This is a genomic window from Pseudomonas marginalis, from assembly GCF_008692035.1.
Taxonomy (GTDB): domain Bacteria; phylum Pseudomonadota; class Gammaproteobacteria; order Pseudomonadales; family Pseudomonadaceae; genus Aquipseudomonas; species Aquipseudomonas marginalis.
Genome location: NZ_VTFG01000001.1, coordinates 2,977,501 through 2,993,962 on the forward strand (window position 1 = coordinate 2,977,501; position 16,462 = coordinate 2,993,962).

The 16,462-nt window shown below is 60.2% G+C and carries 19 protein-coding genes and 1 pseudogene (1 of these 20 cut by a window edge); 14 read left to right on the plus strand and 6 right to left on the minus strand.

Going from position 1 to position 16,462, the window contains the following annotated elements; genetic code table 11:
• From FX984_RS13890 to FX984_RS13900, 3 genes are all read left to right on the plus strand, one after another.
• On the plus strand, nt 1–251 hold the 3' portion of the coding sequence (locus FX984_RS13890) for a hypothetical protein (protein WP_027607589.1). 79 nt of this gene lie to the left of the window's left edge; the window shows 251 of its 330 coding nt (coding positions 80–330); its start codon lies off the left edge, out of view; its stop codon occupies nt 249–251.
• 24 nt (nt 252–275) lie between these two features.
• Nucleotides 276–647, plus strand: a complete 372-nt coding sequence (locus FX984_RS13895; RefSeq protein ID WP_027607590.1) for a PH domain-containing protein — start codon at nt 276–278, stop codon at nt 645–647.
• A 349-nt stretch (nt 648–996) separates the two neighbouring features.
• Nucleotides 997–1,575, plus strand: a complete 579-nt coding sequence (locus FX984_RS13900) for an RNA polymerase sigma factor (RefSeq protein ID WP_065926019.1) — start codon at nt 997–999, stop codon at nt 1,573–1,575.
• Between the two features lie 61 nt (nt 1,576–1,636).
• On the opposite strand, the gene FX984_RS13905 is transcribed toward FX984_RS13900, so the two are convergent.
• Complete coding sequence (locus FX984_RS13905; protein ID WP_027607592.1) at nt 1,637–2,329, minus strand: EndoU domain-containing protein; 693 nt, start codon at nt 2,327–2,329, stop codon at nt 1,637–1,639.
• Between the two features lie 215 nt (nt 2,330–2,544).
• On the opposite strand from FX984_RS13905, the gene FX984_RS13910 reads away from it, so the two are divergent.
• The 3 genes and pseudogenes from FX984_RS13910 to FX984_RS32885 all read left to right on the plus strand — a co-directional run bounded on the left by FX984_RS13910 (nt 2,545) and on the right by FX984_RS32885 (nt 4,096).
• Nucleotides 2,545–3,168: a hypothetical protein gene (locus FX984_RS13910; protein ID WP_027607593.1), complete on the plus strand. Its 624-nt coding sequence runs from the start codon at nt 2,545–2,547 to the stop codon at nt 3,166–3,168.
• A gap of 95 nt (nt 3,169–3,263) precedes the next feature.
• Nucleotides 3,264–3,955: pseudogene (locus FX984_RS13915) on the plus strand (S-type pyocin domain-containing protein); the annotation flags it as partial.
• Nucleotides 3,956–3,979: 24 nt separating this feature from the next.
• Entirely contained in the window at nt 3,980–4,096 is a 117-nt protein-coding gene (locus FX984_RS32885; protein WP_175472335.1) for a colicin E3-like toxin immunity protein, read from the plus strand.
• 228 nt (nt 4,097–4,324) lie between these two features.
• On the opposite strand, the gene FX984_RS13925 is transcribed toward FX984_RS32885, so the two are convergent.
• The 3 genes from FX984_RS13925 to FX984_RS13935 all read right to left on the minus strand — a co-directional run bounded on the left by FX984_RS13925 (nt 4,325) and on the right by FX984_RS13935 (nt 6,982).
• The gene (locus FX984_RS13925; protein WP_098480106.1) at nt 4,325–4,891 is read right to left on the minus strand and encodes a hypothetical protein; all 567 of its coding nucleotides are present in this window, start codon (nt 4,889–4,891) and stop codon (nt 4,325–4,327) included.
• Between the two features lie 79 nt (nt 4,892–4,970).
• A complete protein-coding gene (locus FX984_RS13930) occupies nt 4,971–6,323 on the minus strand; it encodes a sensor histidine kinase (protein ID WP_146478298.1) in 1,353 nt (450 codons plus the stop codon).
• A complete protein-coding gene (locus FX984_RS13935) occupies nt 6,320–6,982 on the minus strand; it encodes a response regulator (protein ID WP_027607596.1) in 663 nt (220 codons plus the stop codon). The genes FX984_RS13930 and FX984_RS13935 overlap by 4 nt, the downstream gene beginning before the upstream one ends.
• A 147-nt stretch (nt 6,983–7,129) precedes the next feature.
• Between FX984_RS13935 and FX984_RS13940 the strand changes: the two genes are divergently transcribed.
• From FX984_RS13940 to FX984_RS13960, 5 genes are read left to right on the plus strand one after another with little or no spacing between them, the layout of a single operon-like run.
• Nucleotides 7,130–7,396, plus strand: a complete 267-nt coding sequence (locus FX984_RS13940; protein ID WP_048722823.1) for a PepSY domain-containing protein — start codon at nt 7,130–7,132, stop codon at nt 7,394–7,396.
• On the plus strand, nt 7,396–7,941 hold the full coding sequence (locus tag FX984_RS13945) for a cytochrome b/b6 domain-containing protein (protein WP_027607598.1): 546 nt from the start codon (nt 7,396–7,398) through the stop codon (nt 7,939–7,941). The genes FX984_RS13940 and FX984_RS13945 overlap by 1 nt, the downstream gene beginning before the upstream one ends.
• A gap of 22 nt (nt 7,942–7,963) precedes the next feature.
• On the plus strand, nt 7,964–9,232 hold the full coding sequence (locus FX984_RS13950) for a sialidase family protein (protein ID WP_108574757.1): 1,269 nt from the start codon (nt 7,964–7,966) through the stop codon (nt 9,230–9,232).
• Nucleotides 9,232–9,831 carry a hypothetical protein gene (locus tag FX984_RS13955; protein ID WP_027607600.1) on the plus strand — a complete coding sequence of 200 codons (600 nt, stop codon included), beginning with the start codon at nt 9,232–9,234 and terminating at the stop codon, nt 9,829–9,831. Before FX984_RS13950 ends, FX984_RS13955 begins: the two co-directional genes overlap by 1 nt.
• On the plus strand, nt 9,831–11,852 hold the full coding sequence (locus FX984_RS13960; RefSeq protein ID WP_146478297.1) for an LTA synthase family protein: 2,022 nt from the start codon (nt 9,831–9,833) through the stop codon (nt 11,850–11,852). Before FX984_RS13955 ends, FX984_RS13960 begins: the two co-directional genes overlap by 1 nt.
• Here FX984_RS13960 and FX984_RS13965 read toward each other — a convergent pair whose 3' ends face one another.
• Together FX984_RS13965 and FX984_RS13970 are read right to left on the minus strand one after the other, a co-directional pair.
• A complete protein-coding gene (locus FX984_RS13965) occupies nt 11,853–12,227 on the minus strand; it encodes a c-type cytochrome (RefSeq protein ID WP_027607602.1) in 375 nt (124 codons plus the stop codon).
• A gap of 42 nt (nt 12,228–12,269) precedes the next feature.
• Nucleotides 12,270–12,812: a demethoxyubiquinone hydroxylase family protein gene (locus FX984_RS13970; protein ID WP_223841625.1), complete on the minus strand. Its 543-nt coding sequence runs from the start codon at nt 12,810–12,812 to the stop codon at nt 12,270–12,272.
• A gap of 198 nt (nt 12,813–13,010) precedes the next feature.
• Here FX984_RS13970 and FX984_RS13975 point away from each other — a divergent pair, with 198 nt between their 5' ends.
• The 3 genes from FX984_RS13975 (at nt 13,011) to FX984_RS13985 (ending at nt 16,442) form a co-directional block, all read left to right on the plus strand.
• A complete protein-coding gene (locus FX984_RS13975) occupies nt 13,011–13,391 on the plus strand; it encodes a response regulator (protein ID WP_027607604.1) in 381 nt (126 codons plus the stop codon).
• A gap of 196 nt (nt 13,392–13,587) precedes the next feature.
• Complete coding sequence (locus FX984_RS13980; protein WP_027607605.1) at nt 13,588–14,202, plus strand: biliverdin-producing heme oxygenase; 615 nt, start codon at nt 13,588–13,590, stop codon at nt 14,200–14,202.
• Nucleotides 14,199–16,442: an ATP-binding protein gene (locus tag FX984_RS13985; RefSeq protein WP_146478296.1), complete on the plus strand. Its 2,244-nt coding sequence runs from the start codon at nt 14,199–14,201 to the stop codon at nt 16,440–16,442. Before FX984_RS13980 ends, FX984_RS13985 begins: the two co-directional genes overlap by 4 nt.
• Nucleotides 16,443–16,462: the final 20 nt, after the last annotated feature.

A 16,462-nucleotide genomic window follows, 5' to 3' on the forward strand; every position in this document is an offset into this window, starting at 1 on the left:
GGGACGACCTGGTGATGGATCGGTATGAGCGGGAGGTGTTCGGATTGCTGGTGCGACAGGGGGATCTGCCTGGAGTTCTGCTGAAGATAGACGAGTGTATGGCGCAGGCGCTGGTCGCTTTGGGTGGGGCCGATACGGTATTGGGACGTGAGCTGCAGCGGTTGTCTACCGACGTACAGCAAGCCTCCACGCTGGAGGAACTCAAGCCACTGCTCGCGACACTGAAGGACTACCTTAAAGCCATTCAATAACGGACTCACCACAAGGACCTTCACATGATCGACTTCAATAACAAAGGCTTCTTCAAACTCAAGCAAAACAACGAATACGCCGAACGCGTCGCGGCCCTGCTGCTGGACGGCGAAGAAGTCATCGACGCCTACAAAGCCATGCGCGACGGCGTGGTCTTCACCACCAAACGCATCATCGCAGTGAACGTACAAGGCATAACAGGCAGCAAGAAGGACTTCACCTCGCTGCCGTACAAAAACATCGTCGCGTACTCGGTGGAAACGTCCGGGACGTTTGACCTGGATTCGGAACTGGAGATTTACTTTTCGTCGTTGGGGAAAGTGAAATTTGAATTCACCGGCAAGACCTCGATTGTTGAAATCTCGCGCTTGATCTCCAAGCACTTGCTGAGCTGATCAGCAGGCATGCTTCAGAACATCACCGATGACGCCTATTGATCGTCACCCACGCTGTTGAACCGAGCCCGATCACCTAAAAGTAAACCGAGGCTGACGACACGCAACCTCATCAAATAAGTGGAGCCCCCAGTCAACAGCTGACGCTACCCACATTCACCAAGCCAGAACTCAGAAGCATGAGGCTACCGCCCCCCAATCTGCATTTCCTACACCGTCGCCCCTTATTTCACTAGCCCACGTTCACAAACCCTGTCGTTATTCCGTCCTGCTTGCTCCGGCCAGTGCCCCACACGCTTTGCAAAAAAAGCCTGTCGGGCCTGGCGCCGCAGTTGATCAGGGAATGATTATGGCGAGTGACAGGGATGCGAAGCCGCACGGTGTCGAGCACGGCTGTGCGCCGAATGAAATTTGGCTGTTCTTGATCCATCACGACGCAATCATTCGTCAGCGCTGTCGACGGTTGCTGCGCCGCCCCCAGGATGCAGAGGACGCCTTGAGCGAGGTGCGCCTGCATTTGTTCAACCTGTTGAGCAAGGCCCCCGAACGCTTGAATAGCGTGGAGAATGTGCCCGCCTGGCTCAAGCGGGTGGCGCACAACTTTTGTATCGACCGCCTGCGCAAAACGCCGGTCACCTGCAGCCTTGAATGGCTTGATCACGATCTGTATGAAAGCGTCACCTGGCAACCTCCGCATGATGACCCGGAACGCAATGCGTGCGGACAAGAAGCCTTGCAGGCCCTTAACCTGGCCATCGGCCGGTTGCCGGCGACACTTTCGCAGGCGTTGGCGCTGCGTTGCATCGATGGCCTGGAATACGAAGGTATGGCAGGCACGTTGCTGATCAGTGAGTCCAACGCCCGAAAGCGTGTGCAACTGGCACGGCAGCAATTACGGGGTTTACTCGGTCCGATTTGCGGCACTTGATTCATTGGCAAGCCCGCAAGAACAAGCCTGCCCCAAATCATTGGGGCAGGCTTTTCCATACTCAGAAAGCCGCGATCGGGAAGGCTGAACTCACCCACCAAACCAAGGCAGCACCAGGCGCAGGGGGAATACCGTTGAGATAGCCGCCAACCGTAAATGCCAGCCCTTGCTCATCAACACAATAAGGATTGGGAACGACGGCGATCACCGTCGGCGCGGAAGGCCCGAAGAAAATCTGGCTGTTTCCCCCACCCATCACCAGGCCAGAGCTCAAGTGCATGAAGGCATAGCGAATCGACGCGACAACCTGCTGTTGCGTGCAACTGTCGGGGAAGAACGTGGAAGGCCCTGCCTTGGCCACCCACGTCCCCGTCGCCACGTTAAACACTTCTACGTTGGCGTTTGCATAGCGGTAATCGTTAGGTTGATTAAGCCCGTAAGGCACCATGTATGTACGAGGACCGATGGTACGCGCGGCAACCGGGTCAAGCGCCAGCGGCCCCACCAGCGGATCATGGTTACCGGGCCGAGAGTGAAACCCCACCGCATTGCCAGCGGCGTTGATCTCGCCACAGAAGATATGCCGTTGGTTTATCTGCGGGTTGCTCCGGCTGTTAGGGATAGCCACGTTGCTGACCTGCACCGGTAGCGGGATCACCGCGGCTGAAGCCGCAGCGCAGTCCATCTGCGCAGCAGCCGACAGGCTCAGTAGTGCGCTGGCCACACCCATGGCAACGACGGTAAGTGCGTGCATGACAAGACTCCTTTCTGACAATCGGGACGGAATGCCCCTTCGTCAGGACGCAACGCGACTACCAGTTGTGAAGCGTACATGACCGCGTCTGCACGGCTTTCTTGCACAGCGAGGAAGAAGCTGAAACAGATCTTCACAAGCGGTGACGCGGTACGTCAGGAGGGATAAGCCAAGGCATGTTGCTCCGGCTTGAACAGGGAACAAGGAGAAGGACAATGACCACATTCAATGTGAACTTCGCTGTCGATGATATGGAAGGCAAGACCGTTCTGGTATTTCTCAAACCCCAACAGCCTCAGCGCGATTATCGGATTCACGCCTGGCAGATCCTGACCGGCTCTGCCGGTGCCACTGAGTCGTTCGACTACGAGGCCATCATCGAAACCGATGTCACCACCCTTGGTGAAAAAGACAGCAATACCATCATCTCGGGCCGTCGCACGCTTAACCCTGGCACCTTGCTTCAGGCGGTCAGCCCTAACGGATTGTCACCGTACCTTGAGCCGGCGGCGCTTTCACTGGCCAAGGAGAAACTCACACCGCAGCAGTGCGGCATCATCAACAAAACCAACCCGTACCTGCAGTTCGACAGCAACTGGTACGTCAACGGTCGGCCTGTAGTGACCATGCCGAAAGTGGACTCGAGCATGACCGTAAGCTTTGAATACGAGCCCAATTTTTACTTCATGGTGGCAACGCCTCCGATGGTCGGGCAAACCTATATCGTGCAGAACTTCTCGGATATGACCCAGTTCATCGCGCCCATCACCGCCACTGAGGTGAACGTGACGGTAAGCCGTGCCAGCGGCCTGTGGTCGTTCGATTTCGCGCCGATGTAACGTTGAAACACGCGGCGAGCAAATCGCCGCGTGCCTTACCTGCCCCCCCGTCCCCCTCGTAGCCTCACTCCCTAGCACAAGGAAGTGAGCCATCCATGTCAGAACGCTTTTATCCCCCCACCGAAGAAGAGTTACTCAAACAGCGAATCCTGACCCCACAGCCGTCGCGGGCGCCGTATTCGCCATCTGTTGATTTTTACGAGCCATCCCCGCGTTCGCAGATGCGCTTGCATATCGAGCAACGCGAGGACGGCACGCTCAAGGGGTATGGGTTTACACCGGCAATAATCCTGATTGGCAAATGATTGATGTGGTGCAGTTCCAAAGCCGTGGCGATCAGTTTGTGGCGGATTTGGGTGAGGGTGTCGAGCTGATCTGGACACCCGCCGTTGATCCAAGTGGCACGCTGGGTATTCCGACCCTGGAGGCTGCGCCACAAGCACCGGTGATCTGGATTTACCCGCCGACGGATAAAGCGGCGCAGATTCTGGTGAACCCGATTTATCCGCCGTCGTATCGGGATTTTATTCTGGTGTTCCCGGTGGAGTCGGGGATTCGACCGCTGTATGTGGTGGTTAGTGTCAAGGCTGGGGATCACAAGTACCACAAGGCTCCAAATACTGAACAAATAACTGGCTTTGGAAACCTGATAAAAGCAAAACCCATGGCTCCCAGACAGGGCGGTGCCGGGCTGAGAGAGCGTTGGATTGAGGAAAAAGGCAGGAAAGTTTATGAATGGGATTCCCAACATGGAGAGTTGGAAGTTTATCTTGCAAGTGATGGGTCGATAGACGAGGACGTCAATAACGGTATGTTTGAACTGCGGCGTGAATGGCTATCACTGATACAGACACACTTCTCTCATGAAATTGCTCTCTCAGAAAGCGACTACTTCATCGCGTTTGATTACGAAGGTGCAAACGAATAACACAGACTTAGAGAATTCATCTTCATGCGCAGACTGTCGTTCAGGCAGGCCTCCAAGAAGTTGGCTTTCACTTCATCCACGAGGACGAAAAAGGAAACGTTTTCGAATCAGAGCATTGGTACTTCGGCGAAGTCAGCACAACCGATGAAGACCCTGGCGGAGAGCGCTGGAAGTATCAAACCTTCAGGTCCTTCCAAGCGCATCATCCGCATTTGTTCGGCCGTCCACCTAACCCTCTTTCGCCTCACTCCCCTCCCCCCCAATCAGAACCCGTTTCCCCGGATCCGTAATATCAAACACCTGCTGCGCACACGCCGAAGGTTTGAACTGGAACTCCACCAGATACACCTTGCCCTTTTCAGGCTGGAAGCTACTTAACAGAGGCCCGCAAATGGCGTAGATGCCAGGGCGTGAGTCGGTGGACGAACTGGCAACGATCAGCTTCTTGCCAGGTTCTGCCTGGATCTCCAACTGCGGGAAGCGCTTGAACCCAGCGCTGGCCACCGTCTGGTTGAGCTTTGCAATCCAGTTGAAGACGCGGCCTTCACCTGTATCCATCACCGTGCCCAGGGTTTCCATGCGTTCATCGGGGTCGCCTTCGCGGCGTATCGAGAACTCGACGGGAGCGGTGCCGCCGTAGGCTTTCATGATGACTTTGGCATGCTCAGCATCGACGGCCACGGCTTTCTGGCGCAGCTGGATGCCGTCCTTGAACAGGCTGGGCGATGAGTCGCGTTGGTTGGATTGGCAGGCACATAGCGCCAGGGCCAGGGAGAGCAGTGCGATTCGCTTCACGGGAGGATGTCCTTATCTTATCAAGGTGAACGATGATGACTGGACCTGCGATTAAACAGAATGTTCCGCCATGATCGCCTCAGGTCTCGTTAAACACCAACCGCGCACACAACCCGCCCTGCTCCCGGTTATGCAACGCCAACCGGCTGCCGATCTTGCCCACGATCATCTCCACAATCGCCAGCCCCAGCCCAGCGCCATTGGCATTGCCACGGCTGTAGAACCGCTCGAACAAACGCCCCATTTCCGCCTCATCAATGCCCGGCCCCTGGTCCTCCACGCTCAGGCAATGGGCGCCAATCACCACTTTCACTTCGCTGCCCGGCGGGGAGAAGTTGAGGGCGTTGGTCACCAGGTTTTGCAGGGCGATGGCCAGTGCCACCGGTTCGGTTTCGATCCAGCAGTCTTCATCCCCTTCCAGCACCAACTCCACGCCTTTCTCCATGGCCAGCGGTGTCAGTTCGGCGAGTTCTTCGCGCACCAGCTCGGTGAGTTGTACGCGGCTGCGCTTGGGATTGTTCAACTGCGGTTCGATACGCGCCATGGTCAGCAGTTGGCTGCCAATACGGGTGGCGCGATCGACGCCGTTGACCAGGAAGTCCAACGCTTCGCGCCGCTGGGCCTCGGTGCCGGCACTTTGGGCGTTTTGCGCATGGATGCGCAGGATCGCCAGGGGTGTGCGCAGTTCGTGGGCGGCGTCGGCGATGAAGCGGCGCTCGCGTTCCAATAGGTCATCCACCTGGACCAACAGCCGGTTGAGCGCGGTTTGCATCGGTTCCAGGTCGCTGGGCAGCGGCTTGAGGTGCAGCGGTTGCAGGGTCTCGGCGGTTCGCCCGCGAATCTTGCGGGCCATGGCGCGCAAGGGCTTGAGGCCCCAGCCGATCACCAGCCAGATCAACACCGTGAGCAGCGGCACGCCGATCAAGGTGGGCCAGAGGGTGTGGCGCATGATGCGCTGGATCACGTCCTGACGAATGTCGTCGCGCTCGCCCACCCAGATCAGCAGGCCCTGTTGCGGATCGGCGAGGAGAAAGGCGCACCAGTCGTTGCCGTTGTCCATGATGTCGTGGGACCCGAGGGTAGCCGGCGGTGCGACCAACACCGGCGCTTCGGCGGAGCGTACGAGTAATTGGCCGTCGCTGCGCCACACCTGGAAGGTCAACCGGGTTTCATAAGGGTGAGCGACGCCGTCTTCGCCGACACGGCTCATGGCCTGGTCGAAGGCCTGGTACAGGCGGTCCCAATCAGCCTCGCCGGGGTCGCGTTGGCGTAGCACGCCTTGCAACAGGCGCGCGCTTTGGGCGAGTTGGGCGTCGTAGACTTCTTCGATTTCGTGGTGGCTGTCGCGCAGCACCAGCCAGCTGATCAGGGCGTCGCCCAACAGGATCAGCACCAGGACAGGGATGAGGATACGAGCACGCACGGAGGTCATGGTTTGAGCGCCAGTACATAGCCAACGCCGCGCACGGTGCGGATCAGCTCGGTGGATAACTTTTTACGCAGGTTGTGGATCAACACTTCCAAGGTGTTGCTCTCGACCCGGTCCTGCCAGCCATACAACGCGCGGGACAGGCGCTCGCGGGTCACCACTTTGCCGGGGCGCACCATCAGTTGGTGCAGCAGTTGGTACTCCATCGGCGTCACGATGATGTCCGCGTCCAGGTACCGCACCTGCTGGGTGGCCGGGTCGAGGCTGACGCCGGCATGTTCCAGCATCGGTTGCGCGCGCCCCTGGCTGCGGCGCAGCAGGGCACGCACGCGGGCCTTGAGTTCTTCCACATCGAACGGCTTGACCAGGTAATCATCGGCACCGGCATCCAGACCGGCGATGCGCTCGGCGGTGCCGTCGCGGGCGGTGAGGATCAGCACCGGCAGGTCGTGCTGCTCGGCACGCAGTTGCTGCAGCAGGTCCAGGCCATCAAGGCGCGGTAGACCTAAGTCGAGCAGCAAAAGATCGAAGCTTTCCGTGCGCAGGGCATGCAGGGCCGCAACGCCATCCTGCAACCAATCCAGGGTGTAGCCCTCAACGCCCAATGCCACGCGAATCCCTTGGCCAAGGGCACGATCATCTTCGACAAGGAGTAGGCGCATAGCAAAGTCTCTGTAGGAATCGGCGGCATCATGCCGGGTTCTGGGCGGGGCTATTCCAGCCAAGATGTTACGGCGCGTTGCCAACTAAGGTTGCCCTAAGGTTGGTTTTGCACTGTTAAATCTCCCACATCTGCTGAGAGCTTTTCCATGCGCAAAATTCTCCTGCTGTCCCTGATTATCGCCAGCCCCCTGGCCGTTGCCGGTCCGCAATGCACCACCGCCGAACGCTCGCAATGGCAAGACGAAAAAGCCTTCCAGGACAAGCTCAAGGCCGAAGGCTACGAGATCAGCAAGTTCAAGGTCACCGATGGCAACTGCTACGAGATCTACGGCTTCGACAAGGACAAGCGCAAGGTGGAGATCTACCACGACCCGGTCACCGGCAAGGCCGTGAAGACTGAGATCAAAGGCTGATGCCAGGCGAATCCCTGCGTCTGTGGGACCCACTGGTGAGGCTGTTTCATCTGTCGATCGCCGGGGTCTTCGTCGCCAATTACTTCTTTAACGAAGCGGGCGACGACTGGCATGTCTGGCTGGGCTACTACGCCATGGCCTGGCTGCTGGTACGAACGGTGTGGGGGTTCATCGGGCCGCGCAGTGCGCGCTGGGCGGACTTCTGGCCGACCCCGAAACGCTTGAACACCCATCTGCGCTCGCTGCTCAACCGCCGCCCGCAGCATCGCCTGGGCCACTCGCCCATCGGTGCGCTGGTGATGCTGTTGATGTTGCTCGCGTTGCTGGTCGTCGGCATCAGCGGCTTTTTGATGCAGGAAGTGGATGCCCTGTGGGGCGCCGATTGGCCCCTGCAAATCCATGAGACCGCCGCCAATGTGCTGTTGGGCCTGGTGTGCATCCATGTGCTGGCCGCGGTGTTTGAAAGTATCCAGGTGCGGGACAACCTGCCGTTATCCATGCTCACCGGTCGCAGGAAGCGCCTGCCGGATGAGCGTGCGCAGTAATCCTTTTCTCGACAGGTCCTCTATGCGCTCCGCCTTACTGATCTGCAGCCTGCTCGCCGTCTTCGTGGCCGCGTGGCTAAGCCATCCGCCCCATGTGCTGGCCCCCTTTGCCCAAGTGACGCCAAACACCTCGAAGGTGGCGGCGCCGCCGCAATACACCAGCCGTTTTGTGTCCTCGCAGCTCACTGACTTTGTCCACGCGTCCTCGGTCACCGCCCTGCCCGGTGGCGACTTGATAGCCGTGTGGTTTGCCGGTTCCCGTGAAGGCGCCGCCGATGTACAGGTGCGCACCGCACGCTTCGATGCGCGCAGCGGCGAATGGGGTGCCGAGCAGGTGCTGGCCACGCGGGAAAGCACCCGCGCCGGCACCCAGCGTTATATCCGCAAGCTCGGCAACCCGGTCATCGCCCTGGGGCCGGATAAACGCCTGTGGATGTTTTATGTCTCGGTGTCGGTCGGCGGCTGGGCCACCAGTGCGATCAACCTGATGGTCTCGGATGACCTCGGCGCCAGTTGGTCCGCGCCCCGACAGTTGGTGACCTCACCGTTTTTCAACATCAGTACCCTGGTACGCGCCGCGCCGGTGTTCCACGCCGACGGCTCCATCGGCCTGCCGGTGTACCACGAGTTCATGGGCAAGTTTGCCGAGTACCTGTACTTGAGTGCCGACGGCGCGGTAATCGACAAATTCCGCATCAGCCGCGGCAAGAATTCCCTGCAACCGACCATCGTGCCGCTGGATGGCAAGCGTGCCGTGGCGATGTTGCGCTACGCCGGCGACACCCACCACCGCGTCCTGGCCAGCCGCACCGAAGATGCGGGGCAAACCTGGAGCGAGCCATACCCGCTGGAACCGGCAAATCCCAATTCATCGTTGGCGGCGGTGGGTACCGAGGATGACGGGCTGCTCGTGGCCCTCAACGACCTGCAGGACGGCCGCTTCAAGCTCAGCCTCTACGGCACCGACGCCCAGCTCAGCCAATGGCGCACCGTGGTGCAACTGGATGAGTCACCCGACCCGCTCGGCCAACCGTTCTCCCCCGAGGCCTATAAAGCAATCATCGGCGAAGGCTTCCGCGCCTCCAGCGGCGCCAAACGCCTGCCGCTGGAACAGCGCTTTCTCAGCAACCTCGATTACCGCGTATGCAAACCCCAAGGCTGCGATTTCGAATACGAGTACCCGTACTTCAGCCGCAGCCCGGACGGCATGTACCACGTGGTGTACTCGTGGAATAACACCTTTATCAAACATGTCAGCTTCAACGAAGCCTGGCTGGCGGAGCGTCTGTGATGGTTTCTGTGTGGCAGGCCCATTTGAGTTTTGTGCTGCTGGGGTTTGTGCTGTTGAGCGCGCTCAGGTTTACCGCTCCCTGGCGGCCATGGCTGCTGCCGGTGCTGGTGGCGGTCAGTTTTATCCCGGTCAACGCGCTGCCGCTGGCGGCGTATGTGCGCAGTTTTACCGATGACCTGGCGATCAGCACATTGGTGCTGTTGGCGTGGGTCGTGCTCAGCCGCCTGGGCTTAGTGCAACCGCTCGCTCGTCGGCATCAAGTGCAGACGTTGCTGCTGTTTGGCCTGCTGAGCCTGGTGCTGTACCCGGCCACGTTGGGCCTGACCTACTTCGACCCGTACCGCTGGGGCTTCAACCCGCGGCCGATGATCGTCCTGGTGGCGGCAGCCGCACTGTTGATGCTGTGGCTGCGTAATACGCTGGCGGCGTGGATGCTGGCGGTGGGCACGTTGGCCTTTGCGTTACGGCTCAAGGCGTCGGAAAACTATTGGGATTATCTGGTCGATCCGTTGCTGACCGGTTACTGCCTGATCGCCGGCGCGGGGCTGCTGATCAGCGCCGCCTGGCGCCCTCTTTTGAAATGGCACCGGGGTCAATGATGAGTGCGTTGCAATCACGCCGCCTGCGCTACGGCCTGGGCGCGATCGGGTTGGTATTTGTGTTGCTGGCTGCGTTGCGGCTGGTGTTTGTGCTGGGTTTTTCCGGCCTGGACTTGAACACCCCGGCGCTGCTGGAAACCCTGGGAATCGGCCTGCGTTTCGACCTGCGCCTGGCGGTGTTGATCCTGCTGCCGCTGGCCGTGCTGGCGTGGCTGCCGCGCTGGAACCTCACCACCCTGCCGGCCCTGCGCTGGCTGGCGCGCGCTTACCTGGTCATCGCACTGGCCGTGGTGGGGCTGGTGTACATCATCGACTTCGGCCACTACGCCTACCTCGGCGTGCGTATCAATGCGACGGTGCTGCGCTACCTGCAGGATGCGCAGATTTCCCAGCAGATGGTGTGGGAAACCTACCCGGTACTGTGGATAACCGCCTGCTGGCTCGCGGCGGTGGCGCTTTGGGTCTGGGCGTTGGTCTGCCTGGAGCGGTTGACCCTGGATCGAGCGCCCGCCCTTATCGGCAAACCGGCACTGGCAGTGGTGAGTGTGATGGGCGTCGTCGCGGTGCTGCTGGCCCTGCTCGGCCGTGTCGCCCATCTCAACCTGGAAAACCCGGTGCCCCTGCGCTGGAGCGATGCCTTCTTCGCCGGCAACAGCCAACTGGCCGCCGTGGGCCTGAACCCGGTGCTGTTTTTGTATGACACCCTCAAGGTCGGCCAATCGCAGTTCGATGAGGCCCAGGTCCGCCAGTATTACCCGCAAGTTGCCCAATACCTGGGCGTGACCCAGCCCGATGCCCAGTCCCTGGACTTCATCCGCGAACAAGGCGTGCAGCCCTATCGACTGGCCGGCGAGCGCCCGCCCAACGTGATTTTCGTGATGCTCGAATCCCTCGGCACCAGCGCCGTGGGCGCCTATGGCAACCCGCTCAACCCCACGCCGAACCTGGACAAACTGGCGACGCAAAGCTGGTTCTTCAAACACTTCTACGTGCCTGTGACCGGCACCGCGAAAACCGTGTGGGCCAGCATCACCGGCGTGCCCGACGTCACCCGCCAGGAGACCGCCACGCGCAACCCGCTGATCACGCGGCAACACACATTGATCAATGCATTCGAGGGCTACCAGAAGTTCTACATGATCGGCGGCAACGCCGGCTGGGCGAATATCAATGCACTGATCCGCCAGAGCATCGACGATGTGCAACTGTTCGAGGAGAGCGACTGGCAGTCGCCACGGGTAGACGTGTGGGGGATTTCCGACCTGGACCTGTTCAAGGAAGCTGACGATCTGCTGAGCACGCTTCCCAAGGACCAACCGTTCTTTGCCTACCTGCAAACCTCCGGCAACCATCGCCCCTTCACCATCCCCAAACACAACGATGGCTTCCAGCTCAGCCACGTGACGCTGGAACAGGCCCAGGCCGCGGGGTCCCGCAGTGTCGAGCAGTACAACGCCGTGCGTCTGCTGGACTACAACATCGGCCGGCTGATGGACATCGCCAAGGCCGGTGGCTACTACGACAACAGCATCTTTGTGTTCTTCGGCGACCACAACACCCGCATCAGCCAGATCCCGCACATGGCGCCGGCCTTCGAGCAGCTGGGCCTGGAAAGTAACAACGTGCCGCTGCTGATCCACGCTCCCGGCCTTGCACCGCGTGTGATCGAAGAAGCGGTGGGGCTGGCCGACCTGCTGCCCACCGTGGCCGGCATGGCAGGCGTACCGTTCCGCAACGGTGCGATGGGCCGTGACATCCAGCAACCGGCGCCCGAGGGCGAGCGCGTGGTGCCGCTGGTATTGCGCGAAGGCACCTTCCCGATCATCGGCGGCGTGACCCGGCACTTTTTGCTGCAGATGCAGCAAGACGGCAGCTCACCCACCTTGCATGACCTGGCATCACTCACCCCGCGTGACGATGTGGCCGCGCAGCACCCCGAGGAATTCCAGCGCCTGCAGGCACTGACCCGTGGGCTGCACGAAAGTGCGCGGTTGATGCTGTTCAGGAATGTGCGTGAGTGATTACTTGGGCTGGAACGTCTCAAGGTACGCCAGGATATTGTCGATTTTTTCCGGGTCGCTGATGCCCCAGAAAATCATGCGCGTACCACTCACCACCTTTTTGGGCGCTTCGATGTAGGCCGCGAGCTTGTCGCGGGTCCAGACCACACCGGAGTTTTTCATCGCGTCCGAATATTGATAGTCGGTGGTGGTACCGGCAGGTCGGCCGATGATGCCGTTGAGCTCCGGGCCAAAGCCACCGCGAGCGCCTTCGCCGACGCTGTGGCAGCCGCCGCAGGTCTTGGTGAAGAGTTTGCCGCCGGCCTCGGCATCGCCGGCGGCATTGGCGGCGCCGGTGTTGAGGATCAGCGCGAGGGTCAGCAGGACGTACTTCATGGGTGACTCCACATCGGTGTTGGCGGCGATTATGCCCGTTTGTCAGGAGCGCATGCCCATCCAGATCACCGCTTCGGTCCACGCCGTAACCACCGGCGTCAGCGCACGAAACCAGGGATCCTGCACATCGATCTGCGCAGCCGAGTGGTCGTGGTGGTGTTGCTCTTCTTCAACGATGGAAGCAATGGCCGCCACGGCCAGTGGGTCGATTTCGCGTAACGCATGAAGCTGATGAGCCAGGTGCTTGAGCACCACGCTTTCCACCGCGACGGTGGTGGCAACAATAGCCTTGCGCCCGCACACCCCGGTGAGCAGGCCCAGCACCAGCCCGCCAAGGCCGCACAGCCAGTAGCTGCGGCAGCGTCGGTAACCCCGTCGTTGCAACTCGGCCTGGAACACCGCGCGATGGCGACGTTCGTGGGACAGGAATTCCTCGAGCTCACCCACCATGCCGGGTACAAACAATCGCGCCATAAACAGCTGGCCGCTGTAGATACAGATCGCGCCATGCTCGCCGGCGTGATCGACTTTGATCATGCGATTGCCCAGGTCCGGGTCGATCAAGGGGGCTGCGGAAGCGTTCACGGTTGACGACCTTGTGCGAGGGCCCACGGGATTCGGGCCGATCCTGATTGCAGAGCGCCAGTATCCTGCCGTACCTCCGCGCAAATGCGCAACCTAGACCCTCGAAACTGACCACCCATCGCCCCATACGCATCCAATCGAACCTAACCGGCCCCGTTCCACTCCACCTTACTGAACCCTGATGGTGGAGTAAGGATCATGGCTCAGCCATCGATTTTGGTATTGGAAGACGACGAGATCATTCGGTCGTTGATGGTGGATGTACTGGAGGATTTCGGCGCGGTTGTGACGTCTTTTCCTTCAGCCGATGAAGGAATGATTTACCTGGAACGCGGCGATGATCCGGTGGACTTGATTGTCAGCGATGTGCAGATGCCGGGGTTGCTCAACGGCTATGACTTGAGCCGGGTAGTGGCTCATCGCTGGCCGTCGGTGCCGGTACTGCTCACCTCCGGCAATGCCAAACTTGCACAGCAATTGGGCGGCTCCGTGCGGTTTCTGCCCAAGCCGTGGAGCACCGAACATTTGCTTGAGTGTGTGCAAACGGCGCTGACTCAGCAGGGCTCATCCATGCATTGATAGCTTCGCGATATCACTTTTGCCGAACTTCACAGCCTGCCTTGTGGTCACTTGCATCAGCAGGGAGCGACTTTTCTGATCCGCTGGTCAGCCTTTTCGTCTTGTGCGTTCAGCTGATGCTCACCTGTTGTGTAGAATTGTCGCCTTTTACAACGCGTCATTCATGGCCGGAAGGCCCACAGTTCGAGCTCATTGCATGCATTCACAGGCCCATGATGGTGGTGCGCCCTCATTGCTGGACGCGTTGCGCGCAGGCACCGGCCTATTGCACGTAGCCTTGGAAGAACGCCTGCCGTTTTTTTCCGAGGAGCTGGATGCCGACTGGTATCGGCGCCTGATCCAGGCGTATTACGGGTTTTACCGGCCGATTGAAGCAGCGCTGTACAGCTGTGAGTTTATCCCTGAAGGCTTCGACCCTGCGTTGCGTATGAAAACGCCGACGCTGATCGACGATCTTCACGCCCTTGGCCTGGACGCCTGCGCGATCAACGCCTTGCCGCACTGTGGGCAATTGCCCGCTTTCGACACCCCCGCCGCCTGCCTCGGCGCCTTGTATGTGCTTGAAGGCGCAACCCTGGGCGGCCAGGTACTGCGTCGGGAAATGGCTCGACGCCTGGCGCTGGACGCCGACAACGGAGGGGCGTTCCTCGATGTGTACGGTGCCGAAACCGGTCGGCTCTGGAAAGATTTTCTCGACTACCTGGGCCGCCTGCCGCTGGACACGCCAGCCAAACAGCGCGCGGTGCACGCGGCCCGCTCGACATTCAGCTGCTTTGAGCAATGGCTCGACAGCCAGGAGGTACTGCTATGAAACCCGAAGACTTTGAAGAGCTGCTTGCCAACTGTGCCGACGAGCCCATCCGCTTTCCAGGGGCGATCCAACCCCACGGTGTGCTGCTGACGTTGTCGGAGCCCGACCTGAACATCATTCAAGTCAGCACTAACGTCGCCAGCCTGTTCAACCGCGCCCCCGAGTCGTTGCTGGGCCAGCCACTGCACACGCTGATCGGTGCCGAGCATGCCCAGGCCGTGCAGGCCATGGCCGAACACAACAGCTTCCTTGATGCGCCGCCTTTGCACGTCACCCTCAACGGCGCCGAGTTCGAAGGCCTGTTGCACCGCCATCAGGACGTGCTGGTGCTGGAATTCGAACCGCGGCTCAAGGACTTCCGGCCGCGGGCCCTGAAAGGCCGCAGCAGTGACTTGGGCAAGATGCTGCAACGTTTGCAATCAGCGAAAACCCTGCAAGCGCTGTACGAAATCAGCGTGACTGAAATCCAGGCCATGACCGGTTACGACCGGGTGTTGATCTACCGCTTCGAAGAAGAAGGCCATGGCCAGGTGATCGCGGAAGCGTCGGCACCGTCCATGGAGCTGTTCAACGGGCTGTTCTTCCCCGCGTCCGATATCCCGGAGCAGGCCCGCGAGCTGTATCGCACCAACTGGCTGCGCATCATCCCGAATGCGGCCTACGAGCCGGTGCCATTGCTGCCCAAGCTGCGCCCGGATACCGGTGAGCCGCTGGATTTGAGCTTTGCCACCCTGCGCAGCGTGTCGCCGATTCACTGCCAGTACATGCAAAACATGGGCGTGCTGTCGTCCATGAGCATTTCGCTGATGAAGGGCGACAAGCTCTGGGGCCTGATCAGTTGCGGCAACCGCGAGCCGCTGCTGGTACCCAATGATTTGCGCATCACCTGCCAGACCATCGGCCAGGTGCTGTCATTGCAGATCAGCGCCATGGAAGCCCTGGACCTGAGCCGTCAGCGGGAAGAAAAAGTCGAGGCCCTGGCGTTGCTGGATAAAGCCATGAAGGCCTGCGAAGAAAACGTGTTCGACGGCCTGGCCCAGCGCGGCCAGGTGCTGATGGACCTGACCTTGTCCGGCGGCGTGGCGATCATCGAAGACAAGCAATTGCACCGCTACGGCAACTGCCCGGAACCGGCGCAGATCCGGGCCTTGCACAAGTGGCTGCAGGACAGCGGCGAGCCGGTGTTCTCCAGCCATAATCTGGTGTCGATCTACCCGCCAGGCGCCGAGTTCCAACAGGTGGCCAGCGGTGTCCTGGCCATGAGCCTGCCAAAGCCTGTGGATAACGGCGTGCTGTGGTTCCGCCCGGAAGTGAAAGAAAACATTAACTGGAGTGGTGACCCGAAAAAGCCGCTCGACCTGGAAAACTCCGACGCCGGCCTGCGCCTTCGCCCGCGTACCTCGTTTGAAATCTGGAAGGTGGAGATGGCCGGTATTTCCACCAAGTGGAGCCATGGCGACCTGTTCGCCGCCAACGACCTGCGCCGCTCTGCCTTGGAAAACGACCTGGCCCGCCAGGTGCTGCGCGAACAACAGGCCGTGCGCGCCCGCGATGATCTGGTGGCGGTGGTGTCCCACGACCTGCGCAACCCGATGACGGTGATCTCCATGCTCTGCGGCATGATGCAAAAGGCCTTCAGCTCCGACGGCCCGCATACCTCGCGACGCATTTCCTCGGCCATCGACACCATGCAACAGGCTGCCGGACGCATGAACGTCTTGCTGGAAGACTTGCTCGACACCTCGAAAATCGAGGCCGGGCGCTACGTGGTCAAACCCGTGGCCCTGGACGTCAGCCAAATGTTCGAAGAGGCCTACTCCCTGCTCGCGCCGTTGGCGATGGAAAAAGGCATCGACCTGTCGTTCAACGCAGAGCCTGGCCTGCAGATCAACGGCGACCCGGAGCGGCTGTTCCAGGTGCTGTCGAACCTGATCGGCAATGCCATCAAGTTCACTCCGCGCCAGGGCAATATCGGCATCAGTGCGATGACCAATGGTGAAGAGATCGTGTTTTCGGTGCGTGACTCAGGCGAAGGGATTGCGCCCGATCAACTGCCCCACGTGTTTGATCGCTACTGGACCCAGTCGGAAAACAATCCCACCGGCACCGGCCTGGGGCTGTATATCACCCAGGGGATTGTCCAGGCCCATGGCGGCAAGATCATGGCTGAAAGTGAAGTGGGCCGTGGCAGTGAGTTCCGGTTTACGGTGCCGAAGGTGATTGAGGACTCCCATACCTGACCGCCCCTGTGGCGAGCACC